Below are 16,533 nucleotides of genomic sequence, written 5' to 3' on the forward strand. Positions count from 1 at the left end.
GTATTTGTTTGTTGTTGGTGTTCCTGACGCGCCCGTTCGCCATGACATGGAGAACGGGGGGCTTCGACATTGCGGCCTGTATGGACTTCCGGCCAAGGGTGCTTAAGACCGTTGGTGCTCGAGGACCAACAGAGGCGGCAAAAGGCGTGCGGGAATCGTAATCAAAACATTTTGCGTAAGAAATTAGAATCAGAGAGTTCCGAAACGTCAAAGATTCGAAAGGAACCAATAAAATAACCGATCGGGATTACCAAGTTAACCTATTTAATTTCAGAGTCCCAAGTTTCATTTTTCTTTGAAGGAATGTCTGAAAATTCGCAGAGAATGTTCCGAAGCAATCCGTCATCCACTCACGGATGCCCCAAGATAGCTGGCTAAAGCGCCTGATCGTCTTGTCAATTCTTATCAATTCCTTGATCGTTGCGATTTCAGATTGAGCACGAATCTGCATGTTTGAGGCCACTGTGGCAGAGTGTCGGTAATAGACAGCGCGACATCAGGTATATCTGACTTGAACGATTGTTAAATCAGACAATGTGTGCCAATGCCTTGCTTTTCTTTTAATTCCCTGCCTAGGAGGACGTGCCGGTGGCTCGTTTGATGTTTGGCGATCCTGGCGTACCGATTTCTCAGTTGACTGCCCGTGCATCGAGCGCCCGGTTGCTCCGTCTGCTTACCGCCGTACTCGTCGGAGCTAGCGCGTGCCACGCGCAGCGTGCAAGCGCGCAGGAGTTCGCACTGTTCGGCGGAGCCCTGACCGGCGCGGGGTCACATACGTACTCGTGGGCGTTCGACTATCAGGAGGGGCTCGGCAAGTACGCGGCGCTCGGCATCACATGGCTCAACGAAGGGCACTTGCCCGATCATCATCGCGACGGCCAGAGCGTGCAACTCTGGGGGCGCCTGCCGCTCGAGAACCGGCGCTTCGTGCTGTCGGCCGGCGTCGGCCCTTATCGATACTCCGATACCGTGTCGGACGGCCCGAACGGCTTCATGAATAACCACGGCTGGGGCGCATTGATGAGCGTGCGCGCTGCGTATTACACGTCGAGTCGCTGGATCATGCAGCTGCAGTTGAACCGCGTGCAGCTCAACGGTGGACCGAATACGACAGGCGTGCTGTTCGGCGTCGGCTATCAGCTCGACGCACCCGACGAACCAGGCCCGCGCGACCGTCCGGTCGCGCGCAAGGACCGTGTGACCAATAACGAATTCACGGTGCTTGCGGGCGAGACGATCAAGAACTCGCTCGACTCCGAATCGGGCTTCTCGACGAGCGTCGAGTACCGGCGAGGGCTCCTCAAGTACCTCGACTGGACGGCGTCCTACATGCACGAGAACGTGCCCGCCGCGGTGCGGCGCAACGGGCTCGCCACGCAGCTCTGGCTGACGCGCGCGTTCTTCAATGAACATCTGACGCTTGCGGTCGGCGCGGGCGCCTACTACGCGATCGACACGTTCAACTCGCCCGGCTCGGACGGGATCAAAGGCACGGTATCGGGACTCGTGTCGCTCTCCGCGAGTTATCGGCTCAGCGAACATTGGCTCACGCGGCTCACATGGAACCGCGTGGTCACGCGCAACAGCCTCGATGCGGACATGATTCAGGCGGGTATCGGCTACCGGTTCTGACCGATACCGCTTCATGCGAAGCCTCGCACTGACGTACGCGCGGATACGCGAGCCTCGCGCGTCCGGGAAGGAAGGCATATCGGACGCTGTCAGACTCGAGCCGGCGTCGAGCGCACCGTCGCGCGCGGAACCGGCCGCGGGAACACGGGTATCGCAGCAAGCGCGCACAGACTCGCCGCCGCCCACACCGCGGGCCATGATCCCGCTGACAATAGCAGCGGAATAGTCAGTGGCGTCACAAACAGTGTCATGAACGCGCCGGTGTTGCCCATCGCGAGCGCGGTGCCCGCGCGTTGCGTGCCGGCGAGCGTCGCGAGCTCCGTGAACGCGACGCCGTGCCAGGCGGATGCGCACAGGCCGGACACGGCGAGCAAGCCCGCCAGCATCACACGCTGCGTTTCTCCGTGGGGGCCGGCGCCCGTCATCCGCATCGCGACGATCGCGATCAACGCAAACAGCAACGCAGTAACGAGACTGCACGCGCGCAGGTACGCGCGCCGATTGCCGCGTCGATCGGTCCAGCTACCGCTCCAGACACGCGCGACGGCTGCACCGGCTTGCACGATCGCGAGGGTCGCGCTGATCGTCATGAGATTCGCGTGAGCGAAGTCGTGCAGAAAGACAGCCGCAAACGTGACGACGGCGATCTGCGGCACGCAGAGCACGCCGATACCGAGCGCGACGCGCCACACGCTGGAATCGCGCAACGGCGAGCCTGCGGGGCGCGCACAGTGCATCGACGTTGCTGCAAGCGCCGACGCAGGCAACGGCGGCGGCTCGTGTAACCAATGCCATGTGAACGCCGCGGTCACGCCGCACAACAGCGCAAGCACGCCGAACACGCTCGCGAACCCGCCATGCGACGCCAACGCAGGCAGCACCAGCGCACCGATCCCGCCGCCCGCGGGTAACGCGGTCTGCCGGATGCTCATTGCGAGTCCGCGCTCGCCCTCGGCAAACCAGGCCATCACGGCGCGGCCGCTCGAACCGTTGACACTGCCGCCTAACAAGCCGACCGCGAGCAACCAGCCGGCAAGCGTGACGATGCCCGGTACGTGAGCCGCCGCAGTGGACGCATGAGCAGGCGCATCACCACCGCGCGGCGCCGCGAACACCATCATCGCGGCCAACGCGGCACCCGTCGACGCAAGGCCGAGCAGCAGCACGCGGCGATCTCCCCAGCGATCGGTCAGCAGTCCCCACGGCACTTCGCTCAACGCAATGCCCAGCCCGAGCATGCCGAGCACGAGGCCCAAACCGCCATTGGCGAGGTGATAGTCGGCGCGCAGATACACCGCGGTCGCCGGAATGCCCGAGAACGCCGCGGCAAAGCTCGCATTGGCGGCGAAGCCTACGCCTAGCACCTTCCATCGATGGCCCATCCCGCGGGCCGCATTGTTCAGACCTCGTTCGCACCGCATTGCCGCTCTCCGCAAAAGGCATTGACAGCAGCGATCGTACGGGGCGACCATCCATCGGAAAAGCGGGAATATTCAATGCCATGTATCGGATAATCCGAAACCATCGGTGGCCCTTGTTCTTCGGTCTTTGCTAGCCACATCACAACCATGAATCAACGCGCATTCGATCTGAACCAGTTGCGGACTTTCGTCGCGGTCGCCGAAGCGGGCAGCGTATCGGCGGGCGCCGAACGCGTTTTCCTGTCGCAGTCGTCGGTCAGCGAGCAGTTGAAAAAGCTCGAAGAGCGCACCGGCCAGCCGCTCTTTCTGCGCGGCAAGCTCGGCGTCACGGCCACACCTGCCGGAGCGCGGCTGCTCGAGCATGCGCGCCGTATTCTCGCGATGAGCGAGGCGGCGTTCGATGACCTGCAGGGCCGCTCGCTCGACGGCGAGCTGCGCGTCGCGGTCACCGACTACTATCGTCCGCACGACATCGCGCGCGTGCTGAAGTCGTTCTCCGAACAGCATCCGCGCCTCAAGCTGCATGTGACGGTGCTGCCGAGCGCCGTCATCGACAGTGGCGAAGCCGACGATGCCGCGTTCGACATCGGCCTGTCGCTGCGTATCGTCGTACCCGGCAACCGGCGTGCGGCGGCAGGCGCATCGCGCAAGGCAAGCACCGTCGTGCGGCGCGAGAAGCTGCTGTGGGTCACGAGCGCCGATGCCGACTCGCGCACGTTCGCACTCGCGACTCCCCATGCGTCGGATCACCCATCGCCTTTGCGACTCGTGCTGCTGCCGTCGACTTGCCAGCTGCAGCGTTTCATCGTCAAGGTGCTCAACGAGCGCAAGGTGCCCTACGTGATATCGCATTCCGCATCGGGCGTCGCGGGCCTGCAACTCGCGCTCAAGGCGGGTCTGGGCATTTCATGTCTCAACGAATCGTCGCTTGGCGCGGGCCTCGTGCCATGCGCGGCGAATCTCGGTCTGCCGCCACTGCCCCTGGTCGAGTTCCATCTGCTGCCGGCTCGTGTCGGAGAGAACGAGCGCGTCACCCAGGCACGCGCGGCATTCGCGCGACTGCTCGCCGGAATCTAAGTCTGAATCTGCGTCGACCTGTGAATGCGAACATGTCACACACATGGCAATTCGCCCGCGCGCGATTAAATCCGTTCGTTAATAGACATGGATCAAAAGGATCAAGCACCCTTCGTTGAAAGCTCAAACGAGGGCACGTATGATGGATAGGATTCGCAGTAGCAGGTAGCAGACTGTCGCGGGGCGCTCAGCTCCCGCGAGGGTGCAAAAACTATACGAAGTAGAAACCAACCCTCACTACCTACGAGGCCACTCGTGCGTCGCGGAACTGTCGGCATATCGGTCGTGCTTTTTATGAGCCTGTTACTGGCAGAGGCGGCCATTCCGGCTTTCGCCGCCGATGCAGGCGGCGCGGCCGCAGCGGCATCCACCGCGACCCAGACCGCAACGCAAACTGCAACGCCAACCGCAACCTCAGGCATGGCCGCATCGATGCCATCGGCCATGGACGAACGCATGCATGCGTGCACGACCTGTCACGGCGTACAGGGACAAGGCCGCAACAACGATTACTTTCCTCGCATCGCCGGCAAGCCGGCGGACTATCTGTTCAACCAGTTGATCGCGTTTCGCGACGGCGGCCGCACCTATCCGCCGATGGGCTATCTGCTCGCGTTTCTGCCCGACCCGTACCTGCACAAGATCGCCGAATACTTCGCCGCATTGCAGCCGCCGTATCCGAACCCGGACACGCAGCCGCTGCCCGCCAGCGTGCTCGAGTACGGCAAGAAGCTCGTGACGCAAGGCGACCCGTCGCGCAAGCTGCCCGCCTGCGCGTCGTGCCACGGCGCGCGGCTGACCGGCACGCAGCCCGGCATTCCCGGCCTGCTCGGCCTGCACGCGAGCTATATCGCCGGGCAGATGGGCACATGGCGCTCGGGCACGCGTCACGCGATCGCGCCCGACTGCATGCATACGATCGCCGTCAAGCTGACGGACCGCGATATCACGGCGGTGTCGAGCTGGCTCGCGAGGCAGCCGAGGCCCGAAGATCCGACGCCCGCGCCGAAGCAAACGGGGCGGCTGCCGATGGCATGCGGGAGTCAACCGGAATGAAGCCGATCCTCTATCCCGCCCGATTGATCAAGCGCATGAGCCGGTCGTTTGCGACACAGGTCGCCACGAGGCAAAATTTCGCGGCCCGAAGCATTCTCGCCATCGCTGCGTTCGCCAGCGTTGCCGTGCTCGCACAGACGCCGTTCATAGCCGAATCGCAGGCCGCCGAAGCAGCCCGAACCACTGCGGCGGCGAACACAACTGCAAGCACGCCCGCGAGCGCCCCGGACAAACGGCCGGAAATCGTGATCCGCGGCGAGTACCTCGCGCGCGCCGGCGACTGCGTCGCCTGCCACACCGCGCCGCGCGGCAAAACCTTCGGCGGCGGCCTCGCGATGGACACGCCGTTCGGCACGCTGTACTCGCCGAACATCTCGCCGGACGTGCAATACGGCATCGGCACATGGAGCGCCGACGCGTTCTTCAAGATGATGCGCACCGGCAAGGCGCCCGACGGCAAGCTCATCTACCCGGCCATGCCGATCGCGCAATACACGAAGGTGACGCGCGAGGATTCCGATGCAATCTTCGCGTACCTGATGTCGGTGCCGCCCGTACATCAGCCGAACCGTCCGCACGAGCTGCGCTTTCCGTTCAATCATCGCGATCTGCTGATCGGCTGGCGCTCGCTCTATTTCCGCGAAGGCGAGTTCAAGCCCGACCCGACGCGCTCGGTCGAATGGAACCGCGGCGCGTACCTCGTCGAAGGGCTCGGCCACTGCACGATGTGCCACACGAAGATCAACCTGCTCGGCGGCTCTTCACGCGACAAGCAGTTCGCCGGCGGCCTGATTCCAGTGCAGAACTGGTACGCGCCGTCGCTGACCTCGGACAAGGACGGCGGCCTCGGCGACTGGAGCATCAAGGACATCGTCGACCTGCTGCAAGCGGGCATCTCCGATCGCGGCGCGGTGTACGGGCCGATGGCTGAAGTGACTTATCACAGCCTCCAGTACATGACCGACGAAGACGCCAGGGCGATGGCCATCTACCTGAAATCGCTGCCGGACAACGACCCCGGCCGCAAGACGGGCCCGTCGGCAAAGGCCGATCCGAAGATATTCGCGCGAGGCGAACATATCTACGCGGACAAATGCGCGATGTGTCACGGCGCGAACGGCGAAGGCAAGCTGCAGCACTACCCGCCGCTCGCGCGCAATCAGTCGATTGAAATGGACTCGGCCGTCAACCCGATCCGCATCGTGCTGAACGGCGGCTTCCCGCCCGGCACGCGGCGCAACCCCGAACCCTACGGCATGCCGCCGTTCGCGCAGGAACTGAACGATGCCGACGCGGCTGCGGTGGTCACGTATATCCGCACCGCGTGGGGCAATCACGGGCTGCCGGTGACGCCGAAAGAAGTCAACGATTTGCGCAACGCGCCGCTGCGCTGAAAACGCGCGGCACGGGTAGGCTAACGGCGCCCGGCGCGCCGAACCCCTTGCATCGGGAGATCATGCAGATGGACGTCAACGAATCCTCCAGTGCCGGCGCTTCCGACGAAGACGTCGAGCGCATCGTCGCCGCCGGACCGAGTGGCGCGATCGCGCTCGCCGGCGTCGCCACGCTCGTCGTGCTGGCGATCTGGATCGGCTTCTATTTTGTCGTATTCCTGCCGCGCGGCGTCATCCAGTAATCGCTAATCATGTCGAGCCAACCTTCCGATCATCAAAACGGCCCACCGGGCGGCAAGCATGCCGCCGAACGTATTGCCGCCCTCGCCGAACGCCGCTGGGCCTGGTTCGCCGGCGCGATCATCGTGCTGATGCTCGTCGTCGTGGTGTTCACGGGCCTGCATTGGGCGATCATGCCGCCCTCGCGCGTCGAGACCATCGATCCGTCGCGGCTGCAAATGTCCGGGGAGTTCGTCGAGAGCAATCTCGGCAGCGCGGTCGAGCCCGACGGCTCGGTCATCGTGCGTTTTATCGCGCAGCAATACTCGTTCACGCCGCAATGCCTGCTTGTGCCGACCGATACGCCGGTCACACTGCGCACGACGAGCGCGGACGTCGTGCATGGCCTGCTGATCGCCGACACCAATGTGAACACGATGGTCGTGCCCGGCTACGTCGCCACGCTCACGACGCACTTCGACAAACCCGGCGAGCACCTGATGCCCTGCCACGAGTTCTGCGGCTTCGGCCATCAGACGATGTGGGCGCACGTGAAAGTGATCGACAAGGCCGCCTTCTTCGAGCAGGCACGACAAAACCGGAGGCTCAGCTGTGTTGCACGCTAGGCGACTCGTTCTCGCGCATTTCTGGCTCGCGTTTATCGCGTTCATCATCGCGCTCTTTCTCGGCGCCTGGCAGATGCTCGTGCGCAGCCCGCTGCATCCGTGGGTCGGCAACCCCGAGCTCTACTACCGTTCGGTCACCGAGCACGGCACGGTGATGGCGTACGTGCTGCCGACGCTCGTCGCGATGGGCTTCGGCTATGCGATCGTCGAACTCGCGCTGAAGCAGGCGCTGGTCGGCCTCAAGTGGGGCTGGGCCGGTTTTATCCTGCTCGCAATCGGCGCCGTGGTCGCGACGATTCCCGTAGCGATGGGCCGCGCATCGGTGCTCTACACGTTCTATCCGCCGATGGTCGGCAACGCGTTCTATTACATCGGCGTCGTACTGGTCGTGGTCGGCTCGTGGATCTGGGTCGCGCTGATGCACGTGAACCTGCGCGTGTGGAAACGCGCGAATCCCGGCAAGCCGGTGCCGCTCGCCATGTTCGCGAATGTCGCCGGCGCGTATCTGTGGGCGTGGACCGCCGTCGGCGCTGCCGCCGAGATCCTGTTCCAGATTCTGCCCGTCGCGCTCGGTCTGAAGTCGACCATCGACGCCGGCCTCGCGCGTGTGCTGTTCTCGTGGACGCTGCACGCGATCGTCTACTTCTGGCTCGTCCCCGCGTATATCGCCTACTACACGCTCGTGCCGCGCGCGATCGGCGGGCGCCTGTACAGCGATTCGATGGCGCGCGTGTCGTTCATCCTGTTCCTCGTGTTTGCCATGCCGATCGGCATTCACCATCTGTTCGCCGATCCGCAGGTCGGCTCTGGCTTCAAGTTCCTGCACGCGGTGTTCACCGGCATGGTGTCGGTGCCGACGCTGCTCACGGTGTTCACGATCTGCGCGTCGGTGGAAATCGCGGGCCGGCTGCGCGGCGGCAAGGGCGCATTCGGCTGGCTCGCCGCCCTGCCTTGGCGGAACCCGATGATGCTCGTCATCGCGTTCTCGTTCATCATGCTCGGCTTCGGCGGCGCCGGCGGGCTCATCAACATGAGCTATCAGCTGAACGAATCGGTGCACAACACGCAGTGGGTCACCGGCCACTTCCATCTGATTTTCGGCGGCGCGATCGTCATCATGTACTTCGCGATCGCCTATGAGCTGTGGCCGCAGCTCACGGGCCGCGCACTCGGTCACATCGGGCTGATACGCGCGCAGCTGTGGCTGTGGTTCATCGGCATGATGGTCGTGACGATTCCCTGGCACTACGTCGGGTTGCTCGGCGCGCCGCGCCGCATGGCGTATTACGACTACAGCGCGCCGGGCATCGCGCCGCAGGCCGTATGGGTCGCCATGTCGGCATTCGGCGGACTCGTGCTCGTGATCTCCGGCCTGATGTTCATCTATATCCTCGTAAAGGGGCAATTCGGTCCCATCGAGCAACCGAAGCCGTTCGGCTTCAGCGTGCCCGCGCATCCGGTCGACCGCGTGCCGGCGGCGCTCAACGGCTTTGGCCTGTGGGTCGCGCTGATGATTGGTCTCACGGTCGTCAACTACAGCGTGCCGATTGTGCAGCTGATGACGCTACCGCAAACGTCCGTGCCCGCGGTGGCGGTAGGAGCGTCGCGATGAGTGAAGAGCGCGTATTCAGCTTGCGCAATCGCTGGTTCACCGCGGGCGTCGGCTATACGCTCGCCATCGCGATCGTCGCGATTCTGATCGGCTTTATCTGGCTGCCGTCGAAACATCCGGACTACACGCGCGGCGGCCTGTGGGCCACGATCTGCCGCGCGGCGGGCGTGCCCGAGTCGTGGTACAGCGGTGCGCCTGAGATCGCCGGTGCACCGCCGAGCGATGTGATCGTGCTGCCGCCGCTGCGCCGCGCGCATGCCGACGCGGTATCGATCGGCCGCGGCGCGACGCTCGCGCAGAACTGCTCGATGTGCCACGGCGTGCAAGGCGTGGTGATGGTCACGGCGCCCGTGCTCGCGGGCCAGTATGCGGATGTGATCTACAAGGAGCTGCGCGACTACCAGAGCGGCCAGCGGCCGAACTCGATCATGCCGCCCATCATCCGCAATCTGAACGACCGCGATCTGCACGACCTCGCCGCCTACTATGCGTCGCTGCCGCGGCCGGATCCCGCGGAAGCAGGCGGAGTAGCGGCGGGCGCGGAAAACAGCGCGGAAAGCCGGGCCATCCGCAAGCTCGTCAACGAGGGCGACCCGATGCGCAATATCGCGCCGTGCGCCGCCTGTCACGGCGAGCACGATCGCAAGGGCGCGGCGCCGTGGCTCGGCGGCCAGTCGTCGGTCTATCTCGCGGGACAACTGAAGCTATTCGCAAGCGGCCAGCGCCGCAACGACATCAACGAACAGATGCGCAACGTCGCGCGCAACATGACGCCGGAAGAAATCGACGGCGTTGCGAAGTACTACGCAGCACAGCCGTGAGCCGCGAAGTGAACCGCGAAGTGAACCGCGAAGTGAGCCGCGAAGTGAACCGTGACCAGTCCGCAACGTTCAGGAAGACACGCATTGCACTTCACGCACGATAGGGGCACATTGCCGGATTGATTGCGCCCGCATCGTCCCTGCATCGTTCCCGCATCATTGCATCGTCACCGCAGGGGCTTTGTACGCGCCGCCATGTCTCGCGTCACGGAGCCCTTCCGATGCAGGAAATCACGTCAGCGCTCATTGTGTTCGTCGTGCTGCTCATCGGCACCGCGATCGGCTGGTTCGTCAGGCCGCTCCTGCCGGAGGAACACAAGGCGCATGAAACCGTTCAGTTGATCCAGCTCGTGATCGGCATGCTCGTGACGTTCGCGGCGCTCGTGCTCGGTCTGCTTACCGCTTCCGCCAAAAACAGCTTCGATACGGTCGGCAACGACTTTCGCGCCTACGCGTCGGACCTGATCCAGCTCGATCAGACCTTGCGCGAATACGGTACGGAGGCCGAACCGGTGCGCACGATGTTGCGCGTCTATACGGCCGAAGCGATCGTGTCGACGTGGCCGACCGAGCCTCCGCCGCCCGGCAATTACTACCCCAAGCGCACGTTTCCATCGACCGTCTATAACCACCTCGAAAGCATCGAACTCGGCGAAATGCTCAACGCCGCGACGATGGAGGCGCGCAACCTGAGGGTGCAAAACGCCGCGCAGCAACATGCGCTCGACCAGATTCTGAGCCAGTTCGACCAGCTGGTGGCCGCGCGCTGGAAGCTGCTCGAAGAGGTGCATAGCTCGATCTCGCGGCCGTTCCTCACGACGCTCGCGTTCTGGCTGTTCGTGATCTTTCTGAGCTTCGGGCTGATCGCGCCGCGCAATGCGCTCGCGCTCGTGATGATCTCTCTCGGCGCGGTGTCGATCGCGTCGGCGATGTATGTGATTGTCGACCTCGATACGCCGCTGACCGGTCCGCTCACCACGTCGAGCCAGCCGATGCGCGATGCGCTGTCGCATTTGAACCGCTAGCAGCGTAGACGGCGAGTTATTTTTTTCCTGTCGCTGCCGTTGTGGGTCCCGCCGCAGAGGGCGCGGCCGTCTCGAACACTTCGCGCAGCCAGTCCGCGAAGGCCCGCACGCGCGACGACAGTTGCCGGTTCTGCGGATAAAGCACCGTGACCGGCATCGGCGGCGGCGCGTAGTGCTCCAGAACGATCTTCAATTGCCCGCGCGCGAGTTCATCGGCAATCCGGTAGCGCGGCACCTGCACGAGCCCGAGGCCTGACAGTGCCGCTCCCGTGTACAGATCGGCCGACGTCACCGCGACAATCCCGCCGATGGCGACCTCGGTGACGCGAGCGTCGACGGTAAATTCAAACGGCATCGGGCTGCCGCTCGCGCTCGACACGAAGTTCACCGCGCGATGCGCGCGCAGTTCGTCGAGGCTGTGCGGTTCGCCGTACACGTCGAGATAGGCGGGGCTCGCGACCGTCACCTGTTCGAGCCGCGCAAGACGCCGCCCGACCATCGACGAATCCTGCAGCGTTCCCGCACGCAGCACGCAATCGACGCCTTCGCGCACGAGGTCGACAAAACGGTCGTCCTCGGCGAGATGCAGTTCGATCTCCGGAAAGCGGCTAATGAACTGCGCCAAGGCCGGCATCACAAAGTAGCGCGCGAGCGTGCCTTGCAGGTTGGCGCGCAACATCCCCTTCGGTGCGACATGGCGGAACGAGCCTTCGGCTTCGTCGAGGTCCGCGAGCAGCCGCAGACAGCGTGCGTAATACGCCTCGCCGTCGTGTGTGAGGCGCACCGAACGGGTCGTGCGCTCGAGCAGCCGCGCGCCGAGGCGCTCCTCCATCCGCTTCATGAGGTTCGTGACGGTCGCCCGCGGAATCTGCAGATCGTCCGACGCGCGCGTGAAGCTTTGCCGCTCGGCGATCCGCACGAAGACCTGCATTTCCTGAAACCGATCCATGTTCCGCTCCGTCGCGCCGGGGGGGTGAGTTCCGGGGTTGAGTCCCGCGTCGTTTCCGTTTGTTAAAGCAAACGGAATGATTATGGCAATTTACACCCGATTATCTGCGTGCGCACTTCATCCATCATTCGTTTCACCAGCTCAACACCTTCAAAGGGAACGAATCATGAACGCGATCAAGAACGAAAAAGTGGCTCTCATCACCGGCGCGGCACGCGGCATCGGCGCTTCAGTCGCCTTGCGGCTCGCGGCTGACGGGTTCGCCGTTGCAGTCAACTATGCATCGAGTTCGAAAGAAGCCGAGGCGCTCGTCGCCGAACTGCGTGAGGAAGGCGCGATGGCGATTGCCGTCAAGGCCGACGTGGCGGACCCCGTCGATGTGCGCCGCATGTTCGACACGGTCGAGAAAGAACTCGGCAAGGTCGACGTGCTCGTCAACAATGCCGGCGTGATGAAGGTCGTGCCGCTCAACGACACCACCGACGACGCCTTCGAGCAGACGATGAACACCAATGTGCGCGGCACGTTCAACACGATGCGCGAAGCATGGTCGCGGATCGCCGAGGGTGGCCGCATCATCAATTTCTCGAGCACGTCGATCGGGCTCAACAAGCCCGGCTATGCGCTGTACAACGCGTCGAAGGGCGCGGTCGAAGCGCTGACGCGTGTGTATTCGCAGGAATTGCGCGGCCGCAACGTCACGGTGAACGCGGTTGCGCCGGGCCCGGTCGGCACCGAACTGTTCTACAAGGGCAAGACCGAAGAGCAGATCCAGGCTTTCGCGAACATCCCGCCGCTGCAACGCCTCGGCCGGCCCGATGAAATCGCGGCGGTCGTGTCGTTCCTCGCCGGCCCTGACGGCGCATGGGTCAACGGACAGATCCTGCGTGCGAACGGTGGCGCCGCGTAAAAGCAGGCGGCGCACGGCGGCGTAGGACGACGAACGACGCGATGGGCGAAGGACCTGAATCAGCAGTTTGAAGGTCCTGCAAACGGCTCAGTCAAAGACGTCAGGCGCCCGCAAGCATCACGCGCCGCTTAATTGAGCGAGTGAAGGTAAGCCGCCACCGCCCGTGCATCGTGCTCGTTCAGCCGGTAATCGGGCATCGGCGGACGCGCCGTTCCGCCGCTCGGCGTGTGGCCGGTTTCGAGAAACGTCGCGAGTTGCGCTTCGGTGTAGCCGGCCGGCAGGCCGGCAAGCCTGACCGAGCGGTTGGTAAAGCCCGGCACCGGTGCGTCCGGCGTGAAATGAAGCTCCGCGCCCTGCAGGTCCTGCGCGGCAATCGACTGCCCGTGCGCGTCCTTCGGCGTATGGCAGTCGGTGCACATGCCGACGCGATGCACGATGTAGTTGCCATGTGCAATCAGCGCAGCTTCCGGGTCGACGGGAGGCTTGGCGAAGCCGGCCGCCGGCGCAAGCGCAAGCGGCAGCGCCAGCAGGTAAAGCGCGTTCATCGCGCGGCGCGCAACGTGTGCCGGGCGCAGGCTGCGCACCACATGCGGGTCGCGCGACGCGCGCCCGACGGGCGAAGCTGATTTCGAATGGTTGTCCGTCATCTCACTGTTCTCCAACGGTTGGGGGACGCCGCGGGAGAGTTGCCCGCGGGCTGGTTTTCGTCGGGGGCGGAACGTCGCCGCCTTGCCGCAAACAACACCGTTGAAAATCGCTTTATTCCGCGCGCTTAAACGACAAACCGTTAAATCGAAATGCGCGATAAATGCGATTCCGCGCGCTTCGCTTTACCGGACGAATGGTCGCGCTCCGGCTTGCGCAAAACACGCGATGCATTTACTGAGCGGCGCGTGCATACTGTCCGTGCCGCAAATCGGCTATAGGCCAGATTGGTCTTGCAATAGGGCGGCGATTGCCTATTTTTATTTTTGCTTTTCTGTTGTTCCAATTCGTCACGCGGGCCCCCCAATAACTGAGACAAAAGGAGCTGTCATGAACGCGATCGATCTGGTGAAGGTGATGGTTGTTGCAGGATGTGTGGCGGTGTCGTCGAGCGCCTGGTCGCAGACGAGCGATTCGACGGCCAATCCGTCGGCCGCAACAACGACCGATGCGAAAACGATGAAAAAGGCGGACCGCAAGCTCGCTCGCGACGTGCGCCGCGCGATGGCGAAGGCGCAGGGTTTCGATGTGTCCAACGTGTTCGTGAAGGCCCGCAGCGGCGCGGTGACGCTATCCGGCACGGTGCCGGAAGGCGACCAGATCGCTCAGGCCGGCGAAATCGCGAAGGGCGTCGCCGGCGTGAAATCGGTGAACAACAAGGTCACGCTCGGCGTGCAGGGCGGCGGCGGCAACTGACCGGCCGCCGGTTTGCCGATGGCGACATCGGCATTCGGCTCGGTACATGCCAACAACCCCGCGGCGACGCGGGGTTGTTTTTTGCGCGCGCCATGAAGCAGCGCGACGCGATGGCGCTTCGCCTGCGGCATCGCCATCGTGGGAAAGACTCAACATCGGGTAAATATTACACAAAGCCTTCACAGAAAGATCGTCTACTAAAAAAGATCAGCGGATTCCGGAATAAAGCATGTGCCAGGGTGTTCTCCGTCCAATAGGGCACCTTACGCGGCTCATTCCAAACACAATAAACCGGGGAATTGCGTTGACCGGACGATCCTTGGCATCCATTCAGCCAGCACCATGTCCACTAGTTCACCCCGCCTGAACTCCGGCCTTCTGCACGCGATTCGCCTGTTCGTGCGGGTCGTCGACGCGCGCGGTTTTACCGCCGCCGCCCTGCAGTCCGACCTGACCGCGGCGCAAGTTTCCCGGATGATCGGCGAGCTGGAGCAAAGGCTCGGCACCAAACTGCTGCATCGCAATTCTCGCCACGTCTCGCTGACGGGCCCCGGCGAACGCTATCTGATCAAATGCCGGTCGATCCTCGATCTCGTCGACGAAGCCGAAAACGAGGCGCGCGATGCGGCGACCAAGCCGGCCGGCACGCTCAAGGTGTCGTGCATGTCGAGCTTCGGCCGGCATCATCTGCTGCCGCTGCTGATGGAGTATCTGCAGCGTTATCCCGACGTAAAGGTTGAATACTCGACCCGTCAGAATGCGCCGGACGTGCTCGCGGAAGGGATCGATTCGAGCGTCTACTTCGCGCAGGAACTGCCGCATTCGACGCTCGTGGGGCGCAAGGTCGGCGGCGTGCGTGGCATCCTGTGCGCGCGGCCCGACTTTCTGTCGCGTCACGGCACTCCATCGCACCCCGAAGATTTAATGACGTATAGCTGCCTGAAGCTTGTCAATATCACGCGTGACTGGCAACTTACCGATGGTGATTCGACGATTACGCTGCCTGTGACGGGTCCATTCAGGGGAGATTCGTCGGATGCGGTATTGAGCGCGGCGTTGAGCGGGCTCGGCATCGCGCTGCTACCGCCGTGGTCGATCATCGACAGCCTCAAAACCGGCGATCTCGTGCCGGTGTTGCCGCAATGGCGCACGCCGGAAATTGGCGTCTACTCGCTGATTTCGTCGCGGCGCTATCTGCCCGCGCAAACGCGCGCATGGATCGATCTGATTGCGGAGAAGTTGCCGGTGGCGCTCGGCCGCGATGAACTGATGGTCTCGCGGTTCGTTGCGACCTCGACCGAAGTTTGATCCAGGTCAACGCTACGCCCCCGTCACTCACCTTTCGTAACGCGCATATCTGATTTGCGGAATGCGAATAACGCGGCGTGTGGCTTGCACATTCAAGCGCGGCGGCGCGGCAAGCAGGGTCTGCAAAGTTCGTTACGTGACATGCAACGTTGCCTTTCGCTCATGATGGTGTTGAACTGCTTTCGCAGTCTTTAACATCGGTCACAAGGTCGCGGTGGGCCGTTCGGCCCACCTCATACAAACTCCTTACTCACACCCGTTGCTTCACGAGGTCCCGTGTATCCGCACGGACCGGATATAGCTTGTGGTCGCGAGGCTCGCCATAGCTCGAGACATCGCGATGGAGTTCGGGGGCATCCAGGGGGCACTGACGTATGATCAACCAGGACAGTATCGCCGGTATCGAGGCGCTGCCGCGCATCTGGGCATTCGCGCTGCGCCTCACCGAACAGGAACGGGACGCCGAGCGGCTCGTCGTGCAGGCATGCCGGCGCTTCTCGGCCGGAGAACTGAGCCGTGGCGCATCGCGCTGTCTGCGTCCGCTGCACCGGTTCTTTTCGATTATGGCGACGCTTTGGCTCGAAGAAGGTTACGCGCAGCGTCATGCGCAACTGCGGCCGCTCGGCGCCGATTGCGCGTGCGGCCCGGGCACCTCGGGCGGCCGGGCGGCGACTGAATGCATTCACTGCCTGTTGCGGCACGCGGTCGCTTCACTTCCCGATTCGCAGCGCGTACCGATGCTGCTCGTGCTCGTCGAAGGCTTGAGCTATGCGGAAGCGGGTGACGTGCTCTCGATGTCGAAGAACGAGGTTGCTGAAATCGTCGCGCAAGGTAGAGCCAAGGTCGCGGGCATGCTCGGCAAGCATCGGCAGCATAGCGCCGCCTGGCAATCCGAATTGTGCTGATGGACCATCGCTAGCGCGATCTGGCTGGGGCGAACGGTTCGGCGAAAGCGTTCAGGGGCTTCGCAGCCGACCACGGAATCAAGCAAAAGGCCGGAACCTTTGGTGTAAAGGTTCCGGCCTTTGTTGTTCCGGACGTCGTTTTCTTTGCCGCTGCGTGTGCAACCGATAGCGGCAGTC

General features: G+C 63.4%; 16 protein-coding genes. 13 read left to right on the forward strand and 3 right to left on the reverse strand.

Annotated elements, in window-relative coordinates; translation table 11 throughout:
• The first annotated feature begins 600 nt into the window (after positions 1 to 600).
• Positions 601 to 1,632: a porin family protein gene (locus KZJ38_RS20920; RefSeq protein ID WP_246641812.1), complete on the forward strand. Its 1,032-nt coding sequence runs from the start codon at positions 601 to 603 to the stop codon at positions 1,630 to 1,632.
• Positions 1,633 to 1,721: 89 nt separating this feature from the next.
• Here the strand turns inward: KZJ38_RS20920 and KZJ38_RS20925 are convergent, their stop codons facing one another.
• Positions 1,722 to 3,053: an MFS transporter gene (locus tag KZJ38_RS20925; RefSeq protein ID WP_219798048.1), complete on the reverse strand. Its 1,332-nt coding sequence runs from the start codon at positions 3,051 to 3,053 to the stop codon at positions 1,722 to 1,724.
• A 147-nt stretch (positions 3,054 to 3,200) separates the two neighbouring features.
• On the opposite strand from KZJ38_RS20925, the gene KZJ38_RS20930 reads away from it, so the two are divergent.
• From KZJ38_RS20930 to KZJ38_RS20965, 8 genes are all read left to right on the forward strand, one after another.
• Positions 3,201 to 4,130, forward strand: coding sequence for a LysR family transcriptional regulator (locus KZJ38_RS20930; RefSeq protein ID WP_219798049.1), 930 nt, complete (start codon positions 3,201 to 3,203; stop codon positions 4,128 to 4,130).
• Positions 4,131 to 4,424: 294 nt separating this feature from the next.
• Entirely contained in the window at positions 4,425 to 5,186 is a 762-nt protein-coding gene (locus KZJ38_RS20935; protein WP_219800527.1) for a c-type cytochrome, read from the forward strand.
• Positions 5,183 to 6,580: a cytochrome c gene (locus tag KZJ38_RS20940; protein WP_219798050.1), complete on the forward strand. Its 1,398-nt coding sequence runs from the start codon at positions 5,183 to 5,185 to the stop codon at positions 6,578 to 6,580. The genes KZJ38_RS20935 and KZJ38_RS20940 overlap by 4 nt, the downstream gene beginning before the upstream one ends.
• A gap of 68 nt (positions 6,581 to 6,648) precedes the next feature.
• Positions 6,649 to 6,822 (forward strand): hypothetical protein, encoded by a 174-nt coding sequence (locus KZJ38_RS20945; protein ID WP_219798051.1) that lies wholly within the window; start codon positions 6,649 to 6,651, stop codon positions 6,820 to 6,822.
• 9 nt (positions 6,823 to 6,831) lie between these two features.
• Complete coding sequence (locus KZJ38_RS20950) at positions 6,832 to 7,425, forward strand: cupredoxin domain-containing protein (RefSeq protein ID WP_219798052.1); 594 nt, start codon at positions 6,832 to 6,834, stop codon at positions 7,423 to 7,425.
• A complete protein-coding gene (locus KZJ38_RS20955; protein ID WP_219798053.1) occupies positions 7,412 to 9,037 on the forward strand; it encodes a b(o/a)3-type cytochrome-c oxidase subunit 1 in 1,626 nt (541 codons plus the stop codon). Before KZJ38_RS20950 ends, KZJ38_RS20955 begins: the two co-directional genes overlap by 14 nt.
• Complete coding sequence (locus KZJ38_RS20960) at positions 9,034 to 9,858, forward strand: c-type cytochrome (protein WP_219798054.1); 825 nt, start codon at positions 9,034 to 9,036, stop codon at positions 9,856 to 9,858. Before KZJ38_RS20955 ends, KZJ38_RS20960 begins: the two co-directional genes overlap by 4 nt.
• 221 nt (positions 9,859 to 10,079) lie before the next feature.
• Positions 10,080 to 10,883, forward strand: a complete 804-nt coding sequence (locus tag KZJ38_RS20965; RefSeq protein ID WP_219798055.1) for a bestrophin-like domain — start codon at positions 10,080 to 10,082, stop codon at positions 10,881 to 10,883.
• A 16-nt stretch (positions 10,884 to 10,899) separates the two neighbouring features.
• Here KZJ38_RS20965 and KZJ38_RS20970 read toward each other — a convergent pair whose 3' ends face one another.
• On the reverse strand, positions 10,900 to 11,832 hold the full coding sequence (locus KZJ38_RS20970) for a LysR family transcriptional regulator (protein WP_219798056.1): 933 nt from the start codon (positions 11,830 to 11,832) through the stop codon (positions 10,900 to 10,902).
• A 166-nt stretch (positions 11,833 to 11,998) separates the two neighbouring features.
• Here KZJ38_RS20970 and KZJ38_RS20975 point away from each other — a divergent pair, with 166 nt between their 5' ends.
• Complete coding sequence (locus KZJ38_RS20975; protein ID WP_219798057.1) at positions 11,999 to 12,742, forward strand: SDR family oxidoreductase; 744 nt, start codon at positions 11,999 to 12,001, stop codon at positions 12,740 to 12,742.
• A 128-nt stretch (positions 12,743 to 12,870) separates the two neighbouring features.
• On the opposite strand, the gene KZJ38_RS20980 is transcribed toward KZJ38_RS20975, so the two are convergent.
• The gene (locus tag KZJ38_RS20980) at positions 12,871 to 13,389 is read right to left on the reverse strand and encodes a c-type cytochrome (protein WP_219798058.1); all 519 of its coding nucleotides are present in this window, start codon (positions 13,387 to 13,389) and stop codon (positions 12,871 to 12,873) included.
• Positions 13,390 to 13,777: 388 nt separating this feature from the next.
• On the opposite strand from KZJ38_RS20980, the gene KZJ38_RS20985 reads away from it, so the two are divergent.
• From KZJ38_RS20985 to KZJ38_RS20995, 3 genes are all read left to right on the forward strand, one after another.
• Positions 13,778 to 14,143 carry a BON domain-containing protein gene (locus tag KZJ38_RS20985; RefSeq protein WP_219798059.1) on the forward strand — a complete coding sequence of 122 codons (366 nt, stop codon included), beginning with the start codon at positions 13,778 to 13,780 and terminating at the stop codon, positions 14,141 to 14,143.
• A gap of 342 nt (positions 14,144 to 14,485) precedes the next feature.
• Entirely contained in the window at positions 14,486 to 15,451 is a 966-nt protein-coding gene (locus tag KZJ38_RS20990) for a LysR family transcriptional regulator (RefSeq protein WP_219798060.1), read from the forward strand.
• A 374-nt stretch (positions 15,452 to 15,825) separates the two neighbouring features.
• Entirely contained in the window at positions 15,826 to 16,356 is a 531-nt protein-coding gene (locus tag KZJ38_RS20995) for an RNA polymerase sigma factor (protein ID WP_219798061.1), read from the forward strand.
• Positions 16,357 to 16,533: the final 177 nt, after the last annotated feature.

The organism is Paraburkholderia edwinii, assembly GCF_019428685.1.
GTDB lineage: Bacteria > Pseudomonadota > Gammaproteobacteria > Burkholderiales > Burkholderiaceae > Paraburkholderia > Paraburkholderia edwinii.